This window comes from Desulfosporosinus sp. SYSU MS00001 (genome assembly GCF_049943955.1).
Classification (GTDB): domain Bacteria; phylum Bacillota; class Desulfitobacteriia; order Desulfitobacteriales; family Desulfitobacteriaceae; genus Desulfosporosinus.
Genome location: NZ_JBNFTW010000001.1, coordinates 575,058 through 590,059, shown reverse-complemented (window position 1 = coordinate 590,059; position 15,002 = coordinate 575,058). Strand labels below are relative to the sequence as shown.

The following is a 15,002-nucleotide window of genomic DNA, read 5'->3' as shown; positions in this document are numbered from 1 at the left end:
TTAAAACACGTTACTTTGGTAAGTTGCTTTTTATTTGTTCCAGGAGCTGTACCTGCACACATTCCCGGGCTACACGAACTGCATTAAAAATCGCCTTGTTTTTCGAGCTTCCATGACAGATAATACTGATTCCATTGACCCCCAACAGAGGAGCACCGCCATATTCAGCATAATCCATCATTTGGGCGATCTCCTTTAAGCCCGGCTTAACCGCTAAAGCTCCTAACTTCCGCAGTACGGTAGAGGTGATTTTTTCCTTAATCTGCTCGAACAAAGCCCCAGCCAGGCCTTCTGCCGTTTTCAAAAGCACATTGCCTACAAAACCTTCACAAACAACCACATCGGCCCGGCCGAAAGGCACATCCCGACCCTCAATATTGCCTGAGAAATTTATGGGAGCATTTTTTAGAAGTTCATAAGCTTTTTGGGTCAAATCATTCCCTTTGCCTTCCTCACTGCCGATATTTAACAGCCCGACCCGCGGATTAGGAATTCCTAAGATCTTCTCGGCATAGATACTTCCCATAAGTCCATACTGACAAAGTTGTTCCGGAGAAGCGTCCAGATTAGCTCCCACATCGAGAACCAATTTACCCCCCTGTGCCGTTGGCAGCACTGTCGCAATAGCAGGGCGTTCAATACCCTTGATGCGCCCTAAGCCCAGCAAAGAAGCTGCCATTTGTGCTCCTGTACTGCCGGCACTGATAAGCGCATCAGCATCACCTTGCTTTACTAAGCGAGTAGCTACGACAATCGACGAATCCTTCTTCTTGCGCACAGCGTTAGCCGGATGTTCATCCATTTCTATAACTTCAGAAGCTTCAACTACCGAAAGGTTATCCGGACATGAACTGGGCAGGAAAGGTTGAATCCGTTCTTTTTGTCCAACCAGCAGAAGATGTAATTCAGAGTTTACTTCTGCTGCCCTCACGACCCCTTTCACGATCTCTTCGGGAGCATAGTCTCCTCCCATAGCATCCACGGCAATTTTCATCTACTCCATCTCCGTTTCACATACTTCCCCTCGCTCCCAGGCAAACAAGACCCAATGTCCGCGAAGTACAGCTTCTGTATTAGCTTGCAAAAGGACATCCACCCAATATTTGTCTCCCTTTCGCTTAGTAACCTTGCCTTCTGCCACAACAACTTCTCCTAACCGAACCGGCCGAATGAACTTAAGCTCTACACTGCCGGTTAAAGCCATCGGAGCATCCACTAAGGCAATCGCTAAGGAATTAGCCTGGGCAAAAAGATAATGTCCCCGTGCAACTCTTGCTTTCGCCAAAACCATGGTTTCCTCGATTACCATGGTAGAACGTGCCCTTTCCCCGATAACTAATTCCTGAAGCTCCCCTATGACTTCTTGGTCATCTAAGGATTTTAACGTTGAATATGCTTCCTGGGCAACAGCCCTAGTCCGTTCTCTCAACTCAGGAATTCCAAGGACTCCGCGATCTAAACGAATAGTTGATACGCTCACTCTAAACTGCTGAGCAAGTTCTTCATCCGTAAAAAAAGGATGTTTGCTTAATTCTGCTTCAAGAATTTTGCGACGTTCATCCTTACCATATCGAACCACCACTATCACCAAATCTTACTCTATATTTCCTATCGCCTTAACCAATCAATCTATTGAACTAAGGTTAATCTTTTCGATGCTCGAAGTTCGCGTACCTCACTTCACAATTGTGACCTGGTCACAATTATAAACCATATCTGTCTTCATTACAAGAAATTACCCTGTCGAAAAATACGCAGAAAAAAACAAAGAACTCTAAAATAGAATTCTTTGTTTGCTGCTAAACCTTAAGCTTCCTTTGAAATTACAACCTTCGAATTATAATACCCACAGTTTGGGCAAATATAATGCGGCAATTTCGGTTTATGGCATTGGGGGCATTCAATGTGGTTTGGTGCAGTGATTTTCCACATAGCCCGGCGTTTACGTACTCTTGATTTTGATTGGCGATGTTGCGGAACACCCATGATTACACCCCCTTTAGGTACTCGAAAATTGATTAGTCATTTGCTTGCCATTTGGCCAATGCTGCAAATCGAGGATCAACAACGTCCTCTTTACACGAACACGTGGTCTGGTTGAGATTTGCACCACAGGTTAAACACAAGCCTCGGCAATCCTCTGAACAGATAAACTTCATAGGCAAAGCTAACACAATTTGTTCAAAAATGCGTTGTGTAATATCAACGTCATCCTTTTCTAAAAGAAGTGCAGATTCCAGCAAATCTTCCGTAGCTTGTGAAGGGAAAACCCATTCGTCCTGGTAAGGTAGATTAAGATGATAATTAAAAGGTTCTAAACACCGTCCACAAATTACTTTTAATTCCGACTCAATTGTTCCCTTAACCAGCACCGCTTTATTTGTGTTGACTACCTGAAGTTGTACGTGTACAGGCGCTGAAAACGAGAATGTTTCTGTTCCTAATTCAAACGGGGAAAAATCTTCCGTCAAATCAAAATAGATACTTTCTCCAGATCTGTGACGAACCTGGGCAACATTCACTTTCACTTTAATTCACCCCAATACACATACTACATTATAGTTGGCACATTTTTCTTTGTCAAGGAAAACTCTTTACATCCTATTTTGCTGTCAATTCTTGAGCCTCGAGAGCAATCATCAGTTCTTCATTGGTTGGAATCACAAGAACTCGGCACCGGGCATTCGGTTTAGAAACGTCGACTTCTTCACCCCGAACTTTATTTTTCTCTAAATCAAGTTCGATTCCAAAGAACTCCATGTTAGCGCAAATTGACGCACGTGTGCTTGCCGAATTTTCTCCAACTCCTGCTGTAAAGATAATGGCATCAACACCGCCTAATTCTGCGGCATAGGCTCCAATAAACTCCCGAACATCATGAGCGAAAATATCTAAAGCCAATTGGGCACGGAAATTTCCCTGTGCTGCTGCAACTTCAATATCTCTGAAGTCACTGCTTACGCCTGAAACTCCTAAGGCACCACATTTGGTATTCAGGAATTCATTCATTTGGTCAACATTAAAATTTTCCTTGTTCATAATATAGGTTACAATCGCCGGGTCCAAAGCCCCCGAACGGGTACCCATGAGCAGTCCATCTAAAGGAGTAAAGCCCATAGACGTTTCGACAGACTTTCCGCCCTTAATGGCGGAGATAGAAGCACCATTTCCTAAGTGGCAGCTAATTAGTTTTAAGTCCTTAAGGGGTTTTTGCAGCAGAACGGCAGCCCGTTGGCTGACATATTTATGGGAAGTACCATGAAAACCGTATTTGCGGATGCCATATTTTTGATAGAACTCATAAGGCAATCCATAAATATAACTATCCGGTTTCATCGATTGATGGAAAGCGGTATCAAAAACTGCAACTTGAGGCACGCCCGGCATGATCGATTGACAAGCTTTAATTCCGGCAATATTGGGCGGATTGTGTAAAGGAGCAAGTTCTATACATTCATCGAGCGCTTTCATTACAGCATCATCAATAACTACAGACTTTGAGAATTTTTCTCCACCATGGACAACCCGATGGCCTACTGCCGTGATTTCACTTAAATCTTTGAGGGCGCCGTATTCAGGAGATACCAATTCTTTAAGCACAAGTTCTATAGCCACGGAATGATTCGGTATGCTCGTTTTCTTGACTTCTTTTTTACCCGAAGCAGTCGTATGTGTAAGAACTGACCCTTGAAGGCCAATCCGCTCCACTAAACCTTTGGCAACCGGGTTATTCGTATTCATGTCAATAGCCTGATACTTCAATGAAGAACTTCCACAGTTTATCACGAGAATTTTCATTTCTAATCCCCTTCGTTTTTTTCCGGTCTCACTTCGATTTCTGTTTAAGATAATCTTAGTCTTTCCGAAAAGTTTTTTATTTTTTCTAATTCTGGCACTCCATATTTTTCCACCAAACTATTTTTTTTTACTAAGTGAGTGTAGCACAATTTTTCAGGTTATTTCAAGCCCTATCTCCATTATTCTTCTAATTTCAGAAGATTGCGCTAACGTTTGCTACATCATTTCTTCCTCGTCACAACTTCTAGCGCCTGGCATTCTTCCATATAAATTAGCAGAGAAGGTGAAGGAAGGTGTGATTTTTCATATGTCTGTTGTGATTCGTGTCTTAAGTTTAAGTTTCCTTGCCTTCGGCATGTTTATTTATCCTCAAGAAGTTCTGAATTCTGCCGCTGCAAGCTTAACCTTATGGTGGCGTTTTGTTCTCCCGGCCTTACTTCCATTTTTTATTCTCTCAGAACTTCTCATGTCTTCAGGCTTTGTTCATTTTCTCGGTGTCTTTCTTGAATCATTTATGCGTCCTATTTTTCGCCTGCCGGGCCAAGCGGCCTTTGTGGTGGCAATGGGATATACCTCAGGATTCCCAATGGGAGCAGTTCTGACTGCCCGGCTCCGTAAAGCCGGAGAAATATCCCGCATAGAAGGAGAACGACTTTTAGCATTCACCAACAACCCCAGTCCGGGGTTCATGTTTGGCGCAGTCGCCTCAGGAATGTTAGGCCAACCGACGCTCGGATTTGTCCTAGCCGGTTCAGTGTATCTTGCCAATCTCCTGGTAGGATTTCTCTTTCGCTTTTACCGTAAAACTGCCTCCCCTGCGCAGCCGCTTAAATTCCCTTCCTTCAGACGTGCCTGGCAGGAACTAAAAACAGCTCAGCTCCAAGATAAACGAACCATCGGACAGATTCTCAGTGATTCCATTAAGCAAAGCTTTACAACAGTGCTTATGGTCGGTGGATTTATGGCCTTTTTTTCCGTAATTCTCCGTCTCCTGAATATTTGGCATATTACATTATTCTTAGCATCTATGAGTCATTATTTTTTAAGGTTAATCCCCATATCAATACATCAAGCCTTTTACAACGGCCTTCTCGAAATGACCATTGGCTGTCAGCAGGGCATCCAAGCAGTTCCGATTCTCAGGCAGCAAATAGCCCTCTTAACTTTCCTCATGGGTTGGAGCGGCTTATCCGTCTTTGCTCAAGTCATCGGATTCATCAGCGGCACGGACCTACGGATCGCACCATTTATTGCAGCCAGAATCCTTCATGGCATTTTCGCTTTAGGACTGAGTCAGTTCTTCTTAAACTACACTAAAATACCGGCCCTTGCCCTGCACCCACAAGCATTAAGCCCCATGTCTCAGGCCTGGAATACATGGCATCTTAGTTTAATCATGTTTTTAGGAGCATCGGGTATTCTATTGTCTCTTGCTGCGAGCCAGCGGCTGCATCGTTAACTATGCCTAGTAAAAGAGAAAGAGAGAAGGAGGAGCTTATTCCTTTACTCTTCCTTCTCACTTTCAATGTTAGCCTTTTGTTCTTTGTCTTCTATGGCAAGACTCTTTAATTCTTCATGATTCTTTCTTATCGATTGAAGGGTCTCATACAAACTCTGCTCCACATGTTGAAGCATCTCATCAGCATATTGAACCGATCCTACCTTAACATTATGGGCAAAGGTCTGGGCTTGTCTGACAATATCCTCTCCATAAGTCTGAGCTTGCTTCACGACCTCGTGTTCAACAGCCATTTTGTCAACGTAAGCTTTTCCCCGTTCCATAACTTTTTGAGCTTCGGTCTGTGCTTCATCGAGTATGCGTTGGCGCTCTTTTAATACCCATTTAGCATTTTCCAATTCTTCCGGCAAAGCAGCACGCACCCGGTCAAGGAGTTCAAAAATCACTGCATCATCCACAAGTACTTTTCCTGTCATCGGAATCTTAGGCCCATGATCAATAATCTCTTCCACTTCATTAAGTAAACTCAAAATATCGTCTTCCACGTAAATCCTCCCCCTCGTTAGACATCCATACTCTGGATATACCATACTTTTGTATCGCCGTATAAACTGGTTTTTCGAATTTCAAAAGAAAAAAAAGCATCATTCTCATTCAATAGTTCATCTTTTGCCGTTTCCGCAATGATAACACCGTTAGGTGCTAAGTAAGTACTGGAACTTAGAGTTTTTAAAGACTGAAGGACTAATTCTTTATGGTAAGGGGGATCTAAAAAAATCAAGTCATAGGCTTCATCTGAGCAGTTTTCCAAATACTTAAAAGCATCCATATGCAAGACTTTCGTTTTCGGCCCTAAGCCAAGACGACCGATGTTCTCCTGAATAACTTCAAGTGCATTATGGCTTTTTTCTACTAATACTGCCTCTCGGGCTCCTCGGGAAAGAGCTTCCAAGGCTAAATTTCCCGTACCTGAAAATAGGTCCAAAACGCGGGCATCAATTATGCGTTCTCCCAAAACATTAAATATTGCGCCTTTAACTTTATCTGAGGTAGGACGCGTCAGCATCCCTTCGACAGCTTTCAGAATTCGTCCCCGCATTTCACCTGCTATGATTCTCATATACCCTCCAAACTCCATTATAGCAGAGCTTATTAAGCTTTTCAGCCAATAATTTGGCCAGATGGACATTTTACGTTAAGTATAACACAAATACTCTGAACTCTTTCTCAATTTCTTTGAATATCATTTTTGTTTTTGCCCATACTATCTTTGGTATTCAATGATTTTTAAATTGAGCATTGAATACTCTTCCCCCATCCAGCTCTTCCTTTCGTTTTTCCTCTCTGTTCACTGGGAGCTTAACAAAGCCCCAGTGACTTTTTTAAGCAGATATAAATATTCTTATAATAGCAAGAAAAGGAGCCAAGAACAATGAATAAATCTCAACTTTATCGCCAACTTAATGTCCAGGTTGACCTAGCGGTCGAAGCGCATCAGCTCCTTCGAGGGGAGAGCGGAGAAGAAATTCCGGGGGTAATTATGGATGAACAAGCATTGGATCATGCCAAAGTAACTATTATTACCGTCGAAACCGATGAGGGAGTTCAAGCTATTGGCAAACCAAAAGGGCAATACATTACCATTGATGCTCCGGAAATAAGAACTAACGATTATTCTATCCATGATTCTATCACCCAAATATTGGCAGATCAATTAGCTGAATTAATGGGCCTTAGAGAGGATGCCAGCGTCTTAATTATTGGCTTGGGAAACTGGAATGCCACACCGGATGCCCTGGGCCCTCAAGTGATCAGTAAGACTATGGTAACCCGTCACCTCTACCAACTTTCTCCCGACGATTTAAAGGGTAAAATGCGCAAGGTTAGCGCTATCTCCCCAGGTGTCCTTGGTACTACGGGAATTGAGACCGCCGAAATCATTCGAGGTATCGTTGATCACGTCAAACCGGATTTGGTGATTGCCATTGATGCCTTAGCGGCTGGTTCTCTGGAACGCATCGGCACCAGTATCCAGCTGGCCGACACAGGGATTCACCCTGGTTCCGGCGTCGGAAATCCACGGGCTGGAATTAACGAAGAAACCGTCGGTTGTAAAGTCATTGCTATTGGCCTGCCAACTGTACTTAACGCTGCTATCATTGCCCACGACGCAGTTGAAGGCATTTTCAAGGAATTTGTAACTACTCCTTCTTTATATAAACTTTATAAAGGAATTAAACCTGAAGTCCTAAGCAAAATTATTGACGATGTTCTATCGCCTTTTCAAGGAAACCTCATGGTCACTCCCAAGGAAATTGATTCCCTAATTCAAACAACTGCCAAAATTATTGCCGGAGCACTTGCCATTAGTATCCATCCAGGAATCGATCGTGAGGATTATGAACGGTATTTGCAATAATCATAATTTAAATCACAAACTATACAGGGCTTGAGGCAGCAAAAGCTTAAGCCCTGTTTGCTTAGATAGTTATAGCCTTGAACGGCGAATAAGAAAAAGGCCAGGTTAATAATAACCGGCCTTTTTCAGGGATACGTTATTGTGGTGTATTGGGAAAGCGTTTGTGTTTGCGATTGGCAATCCCAATCTCTTGAGCGACTTCATACTTGAATTTCTCTAATTCCGGTGTGAGTTGGACCATCGGTTTCGTTGACTTAGCCAAAGCTTACACCTCCATAGATTTTTTCAGTAAGGCAGCAGACCTACATCGCTGCTGCTTCGCTTTCAAACTCTTACGCTTTGTTCTGATTCTAGTATTCTCATTCAGAGGAAATCAATACTCGGCAATTCTTACCAAGATTAAGTTTAATGAACACCAATCTTCTCAGGCGGGAACATTCTCTGAACCTCATGAAAAAGCAACGTGTATTTTTCAGGATGGAGCAGGGCCTTTTGGACCATCTGATAGGCCTTTTCCACAAGCTGTCCGTCACGTGAAAGGTCCGCGAGATGTAATTGACTAAGTCCATGCTGCCGAGTCCCCAAAAGTTCGCCGGTCCCGCGCAGCCGCATGTCTTCTTCAGCAATTTTAAAGCCATCTTCGGTTTGACAAAGGATATCTAAGCGGCGGCTTTGAGATTGTTCCGACAATAAAAAGCAATAGGATTGTTCACTTCCTCGGCCAACCCGTCCTCTAAGCTGATGTAACTGGGCCAGGCCAAATCTTTCCGCCGATTCGATAACCATAACTGAGGCGTTAGGAACATTGACCCCAACCTCCACCACTGTCGTTGCAACGAGGATATCAATGTTCCCCCTTTGAAACTCGGTCATAATTTCTTCTTTTTCTGAGCCCTTCATCTTACCATGCAATAAGGCTACGCGACGCTTGGGAAAGCGATTTTGAAGTTCGGAAGCCCTTTGAGTTGCAGAAATAAGGTCAAGAGTTTCCGATTCCTCAACTAAGGGACATACGACATAAACCTGTCGCCCTATAGTTACCTGTTCTTCAAGAAATTTTTCTAATTTGGTACGACTTCGTTCTGTCAATTTCCTTGTAATAATTGGTTTTCGGCCTACAGGCATTTCATCAAGAACGGAAAGCTGTAAATCTCCATAGAGAGTTAAGGCCAACGTTCTCGGAATCGGTGTAGCAGTAAGTACTAAGACATGGGGGTTATCCCCTTTATCTTGAAGCATCGTTCTTTGACGGACGCCAAAACGATGTTGTTCATCAGTTATCGCCAACCCAAGTGCTTTAAAAACCACCGTATCTTGAATTAAGGCATGAGTTCCGACAACGACCTCTGCACTGCCATCAGCGATTCCAGCCAAAATGCCCTCTCTTTCACTTTTGCTTTGGCTGCCCAGTAAACAAACGACAGTGATTCCCAAAGGAGCGAACATCTTTTCCAGGGCCTGGTAATGCTGCAAGGCTAAGATTTCCGTTGGGGCCATCATTGCTCCCTGATATCCGGACCCCACCGCCCGCAGCAAGGCCGCCATAGCTACTGCTGTTTTCCCCGAACCAACGTCTCCCTGAACTAAACGTGCCATTCCTTGAGGCTTGGCCATATCTTGAAATATCTCGCGAATCACACGCTGCTGAGCACCGGTTAATTGAAACGGCAAACCTTCGCAAAAGCTTTGGATCAACGTTTCCCCTCCGATAAGCGGTGGACTTCCAAGCCTGACTAACCCCTGACGCAGATTTGCAAAGGCTAATTGTAGAAGGAGAACTTCTTCCCAAACCAAACGATCTCTTGCCTTTGCCAAACTTTCATAGTCTGTCGGAAAATGGATTTCACGATGAGCTTTTGCTCGCTCCATCCAACCCTTGGCTTCTTCCTCCGGAATTATCTCAGGAAAGATTGTGTCTGCCTCTTGCAGTACATATTGCATAATTCGACGAATCGCCTTCGAGGATAAGCGTGCAGTCTCAGAATACACCGGCAAAATCGCCGGTGAAGCAGGAGTTGGTGCTGAACGGGAAGACTCACCCGTTTTATCCATCTCAATGTCAGTTACTAATATTTCCGGAATTTGTTGCTGCCAGCGCACTTTTCCTGTTACAACTACCCTTGCCCCAACCGGATATTGTTTAAGAATAAACGGCTGATTAAACCAAGTTGCCTGAACTAAGCGTCCTTGTTGCTCAATGCTCAGCTTAACCACCTTTAGCTTGCCTCTGATAACTTGTCCTGCCGCAACGTTCCCCGAAACAGTAGCAACTTCTCCGTCTCTTAATTCAGAGATCATTCGTCTTCGACGATCTTCATATCTGCGAGGATAGTAGAGAAGTAAATCAAGGATGGTATTAATCCCCAATTTATCAAGTTGCTTTGCCCTTTCCGGTCCAACTCCTTTTACATATTGCAAGGATTTGCCGCTGTCAACTTTTTTTGAGGGCTTAGGCTCTTTTTTAAGACGTTCTTGACTATATACTTGCATCCGTGAATGAGGAGACATCTCCACATGTCGAGACGGTTCCTCATATATAATATCTCCTATAATATCTCCGACTTGCTTATTTTTTTCAGCTTGCTCTTCAAGCTTATCTTCTTCCTGCCTTTTTGGGGTTTCTTGGATCGCTGGGGATACTAAATGTTCTGCTAACCCTCTTTTAGCAGCAGAACCCTGATCCTGGTGAAAGCGATTTTCGGCTTCCAACAACATTTCCTGCCGAAAGCGCCGCAATTCGGAGAAAGCCTCTCGGCGGCGCAATGGGCTCCAAGTTCCATAATTCTGGGCTAATTCCCTAAGCAATCCCATATCATATCCAGGGAACAGCTGTTCAAGTCTGGGGAGTATTCCTCCCAAAAAGGAACTAAATCCTCCAAGAACCCCTGTATTCAAGAAACCTTGCTTTTCTTCAGCTAGCAGCGCTCTCTGCAGATTGTTAAGAACAATTTCCACTTGATTTAATTTCATAGAAAATCAGCTCGGATTTTTCGGCCTGTTGGTGATACAGCAAGGCCGCCTTGAGCAGTTTCCTTTAATGAACAGGACATTTGATGGCCTATTTCAGCCATTGTATCAATAACCTCATCGATAGGAATAGCACTTTTTACTCCTGCAAGGGCCATCTCGGCTGCAGTAAGTGCAATCATTGCCCCTGTAGCGTTCCGTTTCACACAAGGCACCTCAACAAGACCGGCGACAGGATCACACACTAAACCCAGCATAGACTTTAAAGCAATAGCGGCGCCATGAGCCGTTTGTCTTGGTGATCCCCCCGCCAATTCTACAGCCGCTGCCGCGGACATGGCCGACGCCGATCCGATCTCCGCCTGACATCCGCCTTCAGCCCCTGAAACATTGGCTCTCTCGGTAATAATGATTCCTAACCCAGCAGCTGTAAAAAGTGCGGAGAGCAATTCTTCTTCACCCGAATGAAAAATCTCTTCAAGAGTAAAAAGAACTGCCGGCAAAACACCACAAGAACCAGCTGTAGGCGCAGCAACAATTCTGCCCATAGAGGCATTGACTTCAGCCACGGCCAAGGCTTTTGCTATAGCCCCGCTCATAGGTTCCCCGATCAAGGTGGTCCCGCCTTTTCTGCGTTCCTCGACTTTGGCCGCATCTCCTCCCACCAGACCCGAAGCAGAACGTCGTTTACCGCTCAGACCAATCTTAACAGATTCTCTCATGACCTTAAGATTTTTCCCCATACGTGCAAAGAGAGCTTCTTCGGATAATTCCAGCTCTTCAATTTGGTTCTGAAGAACAATGCTGCTGATTTTTAAGCCCTTCGTCTCAGCCTCAACAACCCAATCTTCGTAAGCGCGCATCTGTGCTACCTCCTATTCCAGTGGTTCAATGGCTAAGGCCTGTTTAATGCTCGGAAGTCTCCGAGTTAAATCTAATACAGCTTCATCTATTTTTTGATCCGTCTCCAATACCATTAAGGCCTGTGCACCCTTCTTCTCACGGGAAACCCGCATTGTGGCAATATTGATCTGAGCCGTTGCCAAAAGCAACGTCACTTGAGCCACAACTCCCGGCAAATCCTGATGTAAAATGACGAGAGTCGGGTAATCTCCGTTAATTCCCACCCTAAAATTATTGATTTGCCGAATTAGAATAGCACCTCCACCGATGGAGGAACCAATAATTTCAACTCTTTCCTTTGGGCCTGTTAAATCAAATTTCACTGTATTAGGATGAACATCGCCAAGATCAGCCTTTTCAAAGCGCACCTTAAACCCTCGTTCCTTAGCGAGTTCAGGTGCGTCGGGGATTCTTTCATCATCCGGTGCCATCCCTAAAAGACCTGCAATTAAAGCTACATCTGTCCCATGCCCCTTTCCCGTTTCAGCAAAAGAACCATGAAGCGTGATCGTACCCTCAAGAGGTTCTTCTCCGAGAATTTTCCTGGCCATAGTACCTAAACGGACGGCACCGGCAGTATGTGAACTTGACGGACCAACCATAATCGGTCCAAGAAGATCAAAGACATTACTTTTGCTCACTGTTCCATCTCCCCCGATAAATCTAAGACACATCGTTTAATAACCTATACTTTTAATAACCTATACAAACAGAATTTTGTTTTTATAAAAAAACCTCCGGAAATTCCGGAGGTTAACCTATTCCACACCAAAGATATAATAGTAGAGTGGTTGTTTACCGGGGTGAGCCTCAACTTCCACATTTGAGTTTTCTTCTTGGAGCCAAGTTTTTAATTGTTCAACCTCTTGCAATTCCGTATCTTCTCCATAGAATATGGTAACCAAATCATGATCTTTCCACTCCATCTTTGCCAAAGTTGCTTTCGCAACTTCAAAGAGGCTTTGTCCCGTCTCGACGATGGTGCCCTCAACCAATCCCAGAATGTCACCCGAAGTTATGGTGAACTCTCCAAAGTGCGAATCTCTGACTGCATAGGTTACTTCTCCGGAACAAACGTTCTTCAGGGCACGCTCCATATTTTGAAGGTTATCATTCCTTTCACCTTCAGGGTTTAAATTCAAAAGTGCCGAAATTCCTTGAGGTACCGACTTACTGGGAATTACGTGGACTTCCCGATCCAGAACGACATCTTTTACTTGACGTGCTGCCAAAATAATATTTCCATTGTTCGGCAGGATAAAAACATTACGTGCCTTCACGTTGCGAACGGCTGCCGCCAGATCCTCTGTACTGGGATTCATAGTTTGTCCGCCCAAGACCACTTCATCAACACCCAAACTCAAAAATACATCTGCAATTCCTTGTCCCATAGCTACGGCAATGACACCATATTCTTTCAGGGGGGTTAGTTCTGCTTCAACCTCCGCAGGTCCTGAAGATTTTGATTTCATTGCATGAGCCATTGCTTCATTTTGTTCTAACATATTGTGAATTTGGACTTGATGCAGAGAACCCCACTGAATGGCATAATCTAAAATCTTGCCCGGATTTTTTACATGAACATGGATCTTAACTACCTCAGGCGTCCCAACCACAAGCAAACAATCACCGCGGTTAAACAGATCCTGACGAATTCGATCAACCTGCAAATCCGTTCCTTTAACCAGGAATTCTGTACAGTAAGGATATTCCAAATTCTCCAGCTGAATAAAGTCTTGATTTCCCTGATTCTGCTCCTCGGCTTGAGAGGTTTCCAAATTAACCTTTTGCTCCTGCAAAATTCCAGCCTTTAAGGCTTCACCAGTCAGAGCTTCAATCCATCCTCCCAAAATAATTAAGAAACCCTGACCGCCTGCATCTACAACACCGGCCTGTTTTAAAGCCGGTAACATCTCAGGAGTTCTGGCCAGAGATTCCAGACCCTTTTTATGAGCTTCTTGCAGCGTATCTAAAAGCGATCCCCCTGCTTTCGCTTTACTAAGTGCAGCTTTAGCTGTTTCTCGAGCAACAGTAAGAATCGTTCCTTCAACTGGCCTCATCACAGCCTTATAAGCCGTATCTACCCCGGATTGCAAAGCCTGTGCCAGTTGGAGAGGATTGGCCGTAACCAGCCCATCCAAACCTTTGGCGATCCCTCGTAAAAGCTGAGAAAGAATAACCCCTGAATTGCCTCGCGCCCCCATTAGAGAACCCATTGAAGCAGCACTGGCAACCTCACTTATCGAAGCTCCTGCTGCCTTCTCTGCATCCCTGGCGGCCGATTGAATTGTTAAGAACATATTGGTTCCCGTATCTCCGTCAGGCACAGGAAAAACATTCAGGGCATCCACATCCTGTTTTTTCAGTTCTAAGGCCTGAGCACCGGCAACCATCATTTGTTTCCACTCTTGGGCATTAAGAACGCTCTTTGTATTTGAAACTGGTCTCAAAACAGTATCCCCCTACTCTTTTGCGCTACTCCAAAACGCGAACTCCTTGTACGTTCACATTCACCTGGGATACGTTTAATCCCGTAAGTTTCTCTGTGGTATAACGAACGCGTTCCATAACATTAGCAGCCACTTCAGAAATTCGAACACCATACCCTACCACAATATGGAGATCAATTATAACTTCATTTCCATTGAGGGTAACAACAACCCCTCTGGCCAGGTTCTCACGGCCCAATAAATCAACAAAGCCATCGGTAATTTTGCGCGATGCCATACCGACCAAACCGTAACATTCAACAGCAGTAGCACCGGCAATAGTGGCAATCACTTCTTCCGAAATATCGATTTTCCCTAAGCTATTCATTATTTCCTTACCCATCAAGGACCCTCCCCTTCCAGCTTAGTCCACATGGTTTCCATTTTACCAAGTAAATGAAAAATGTTCAAAGAAAACTTTAGATTTTTTACTAAATTCCGTGAAAAACAAGTTTTAAATAGTTTAAGATTCAAGTATTCAGGAAATACAGAGTGAAAACCTTGCCAATCTCTTCGACATTTGATAAAATACATAAGTGTCATTTCGGCTGCAAAGGAGGATTTAGAGCATGGCCAATGTTTGTGCAGTATGCGGCAAAGGGGTTGTCACCGGATTTCAAGTCAGCCACTCTCATATAAGAACAAAACGTACTTGGAAACCTAACCTGCAGAGCGTTCATGCTATTGTGAACGGTACTCCTGCCAGGATCAAAGTTTGCACCAGATGCTTACGTTCCGGCAAAGTCCAACGCGTTAGCTAATGAATTAAAAGCCCGACTATGTCGGGCTTTTTTCATACTATCAGGCCCTCACGCCACAAACGCAACCAATAAACTTCACCTGTGCTAAGACTCGGCTAAGCCGGGTTTTTTTATCCCCGTCTAAGACCCCCACTTCTTAAGTGGGGGTTATTCGGTTTCTTCGGTGGGGGTAGAATCCCCTACCGAAGCCCCAATGTTCAGCTTTA

General features: G+C 44.2%; 16 protein-coding genes. 3 read left to right on the top strand and 13 right to left on the bottom strand.

Features of this window, described 5'->3' with window-relative positions:
* Window positions 1-10: 10 nt before the first annotated feature.
* The 5 genes from plsX to ACPUYX_RS02795 all read right to left on the bottom strand — a co-directional run bounded on the left by plsX (window position 11) and on the right by ACPUYX_RS02795 (window position 3,798).
* Window positions 11-994, bottom strand: coding sequence for a phosphate acyltransferase PlsX (gene plsX, locus ACPUYX_RS02815; RefSeq protein ID WP_426378196.1), 984 nt, complete (start codon window positions 992-994; stop codon window positions 11-13).
* Window positions 995-1,579, bottom strand: coding sequence for a transcription factor FapR (fapR, locus tag ACPUYX_RS02810; RefSeq protein WP_426378321.1), 585 nt, complete (start codon window positions 1,577-1,579; stop codon window positions 995-997).
* 227 nt (window positions 1,580-1,806) lie between these two features.
* On the bottom strand, window positions 1,807-1,986 hold the full coding sequence (gene rpmF / locus ACPUYX_RS02805; protein ID WP_014828530.1) for a 50S ribosomal protein L32: 180 nt from the start codon (window positions 1,984-1,986) through the stop codon (window positions 1,807-1,809).
* Window positions 1,987-2,018: 32 nt separating this feature from the next.
* Window positions 2,019-2,528 (bottom strand): YceD family protein, encoded by a 510-nt coding sequence (locus tag ACPUYX_RS02800; RefSeq protein ID WP_426378195.1) that lies wholly within the window; start codon window positions 2,526-2,528, stop codon window positions 2,019-2,021.
* Window positions 2,529-2,601: 73 nt separating this feature from the next.
* Window positions 2,602-3,798 (bottom strand): acetate/propionate family kinase, encoded by a 1,197-nt coding sequence (locus ACPUYX_RS02795; protein ID WP_088229034.1) that lies wholly within the window; start codon window positions 3,796-3,798, stop codon window positions 2,602-2,604.
* A 307-nt stretch (window positions 3,799-4,105) separates the two neighbouring features.
* On the opposite strand from ACPUYX_RS02795, the gene ylbJ reads away from it, so the two are divergent.
* Window positions 4,106-5,257, top strand: a complete 1,152-nt coding sequence (ylbJ, locus tag ACPUYX_RS02790) for a sporulation integral membrane protein YlbJ (protein ID WP_426378194.1) — start codon at window positions 4,106-4,108, stop codon at window positions 5,255-5,257.
* A 44-nt stretch (window positions 5,258-5,301) separates the two neighbouring features.
* Here ylbJ and ACPUYX_RS02785 read toward each other — a convergent pair whose 3' ends face one another.
* A complete protein-coding gene (locus ACPUYX_RS02785; RefSeq protein WP_426378193.1) occupies window positions 5,302-5,802 on the bottom strand; it encodes an ATPase in 501 nt (166 codons plus the stop codon).
* Between the two features lie 17 nt (window positions 5,803-5,819).
* Window positions 5,820-6,377: a 16S rRNA (guanine(966)-N(2))-methyltransferase RsmD gene (gene rsmD, locus ACPUYX_RS02780; RefSeq protein ID WP_426378192.1), complete on the bottom strand. Its 558-nt coding sequence runs from the start codon at window positions 6,375-6,377 to the stop codon at window positions 5,820-5,822.
* A gap of 312 nt (window positions 6,378-6,689) precedes the next feature.
* Here rsmD and gpr point away from each other — a divergent pair, with 312 nt between their 5' ends.
* The gene (gpr, locus tag ACPUYX_RS02775) at window positions 6,690-7,676 is read left to right on the top strand and encodes a GPR endopeptidase (RefSeq protein WP_088228475.1); all 987 of its coding nucleotides are present in this window, start codon (window positions 6,690-6,692) and stop codon (window positions 7,674-7,676) included.
* Between the two features lie 136 nt (window positions 7,677-7,812).
* On the opposite strand, the gene ACPUYX_RS02770 is transcribed toward gpr, so the two are convergent.
* The 6 genes from ACPUYX_RS02770 to ACPUYX_RS02745 form a co-directional block, all read right to left on the bottom strand.
* On the bottom strand, window positions 7,813-7,938 hold the full coding sequence (locus tag ACPUYX_RS02770; protein ID WP_140417726.1) for a small, acid-soluble spore protein, alpha/beta type: 126 nt from the start codon (window positions 7,936-7,938) through the stop codon (window positions 7,813-7,815).
* Window positions 7,939-8,081: 143 nt separating this feature from the next.
* A complete protein-coding gene (gene recG, locus ACPUYX_RS02765; protein ID WP_426378190.1) occupies window positions 8,082-10,646 on the bottom strand; it encodes an ATP-dependent DNA helicase RecG in 2,565 nt (854 codons plus the stop codon).
* Window positions 10,643-11,506 (bottom strand): L-serine ammonia-lyase, iron-sulfur-dependent, subunit alpha, encoded by an 864-nt coding sequence (gene sdaAA / locus ACPUYX_RS02760; RefSeq protein ID WP_426378189.1) that lies wholly within the window; start codon window positions 11,504-11,506, stop codon window positions 10,643-10,645. Before sdaAA ends, recG begins: the two co-directional genes overlap by 4 nt.
* 12 nt (window positions 11,507-11,518) lie before the next feature.
* Complete coding sequence (gene sdaAB, locus ACPUYX_RS02755) at window positions 11,519-12,187, bottom strand: L-serine ammonia-lyase, iron-sulfur-dependent subunit beta (RefSeq protein ID WP_426378188.1); 669 nt, start codon at window positions 12,185-12,187, stop codon at window positions 11,519-11,521.
* A gap of 117 nt (window positions 12,188-12,304) precedes the next feature.
* A complete protein-coding gene (locus tag ACPUYX_RS02750; RefSeq protein ID WP_426378320.1) occupies window positions 12,305-13,942 on the bottom strand; it encodes a DAK2 domain-containing protein in 1,638 nt (545 codons plus the stop codon).
* Between the two features lie 79 nt (window positions 13,943-14,021).
* A complete protein-coding gene (locus ACPUYX_RS02745; protein ID WP_088228479.1) occupies window positions 14,022-14,378 on the bottom strand; it encodes an Asp23/Gls24 family envelope stress response protein in 357 nt (118 codons plus the stop codon).
* 226 nt (window positions 14,379-14,604) lie between these two features.
* Between ACPUYX_RS02745 and rpmB the strand changes: the two genes are divergently transcribed.
* Window positions 14,605-14,796 carry a 50S ribosomal protein L28 gene (rpmB, locus tag ACPUYX_RS02740; RefSeq protein ID WP_047811111.1) on the top strand — a complete coding sequence of 64 codons (192 nt, stop codon included), beginning with the start codon at window positions 14,605-14,607 and terminating at the stop codon, window positions 14,794-14,796.
* Window positions 14,797-15,002: the final 206 nt, after the last annotated feature.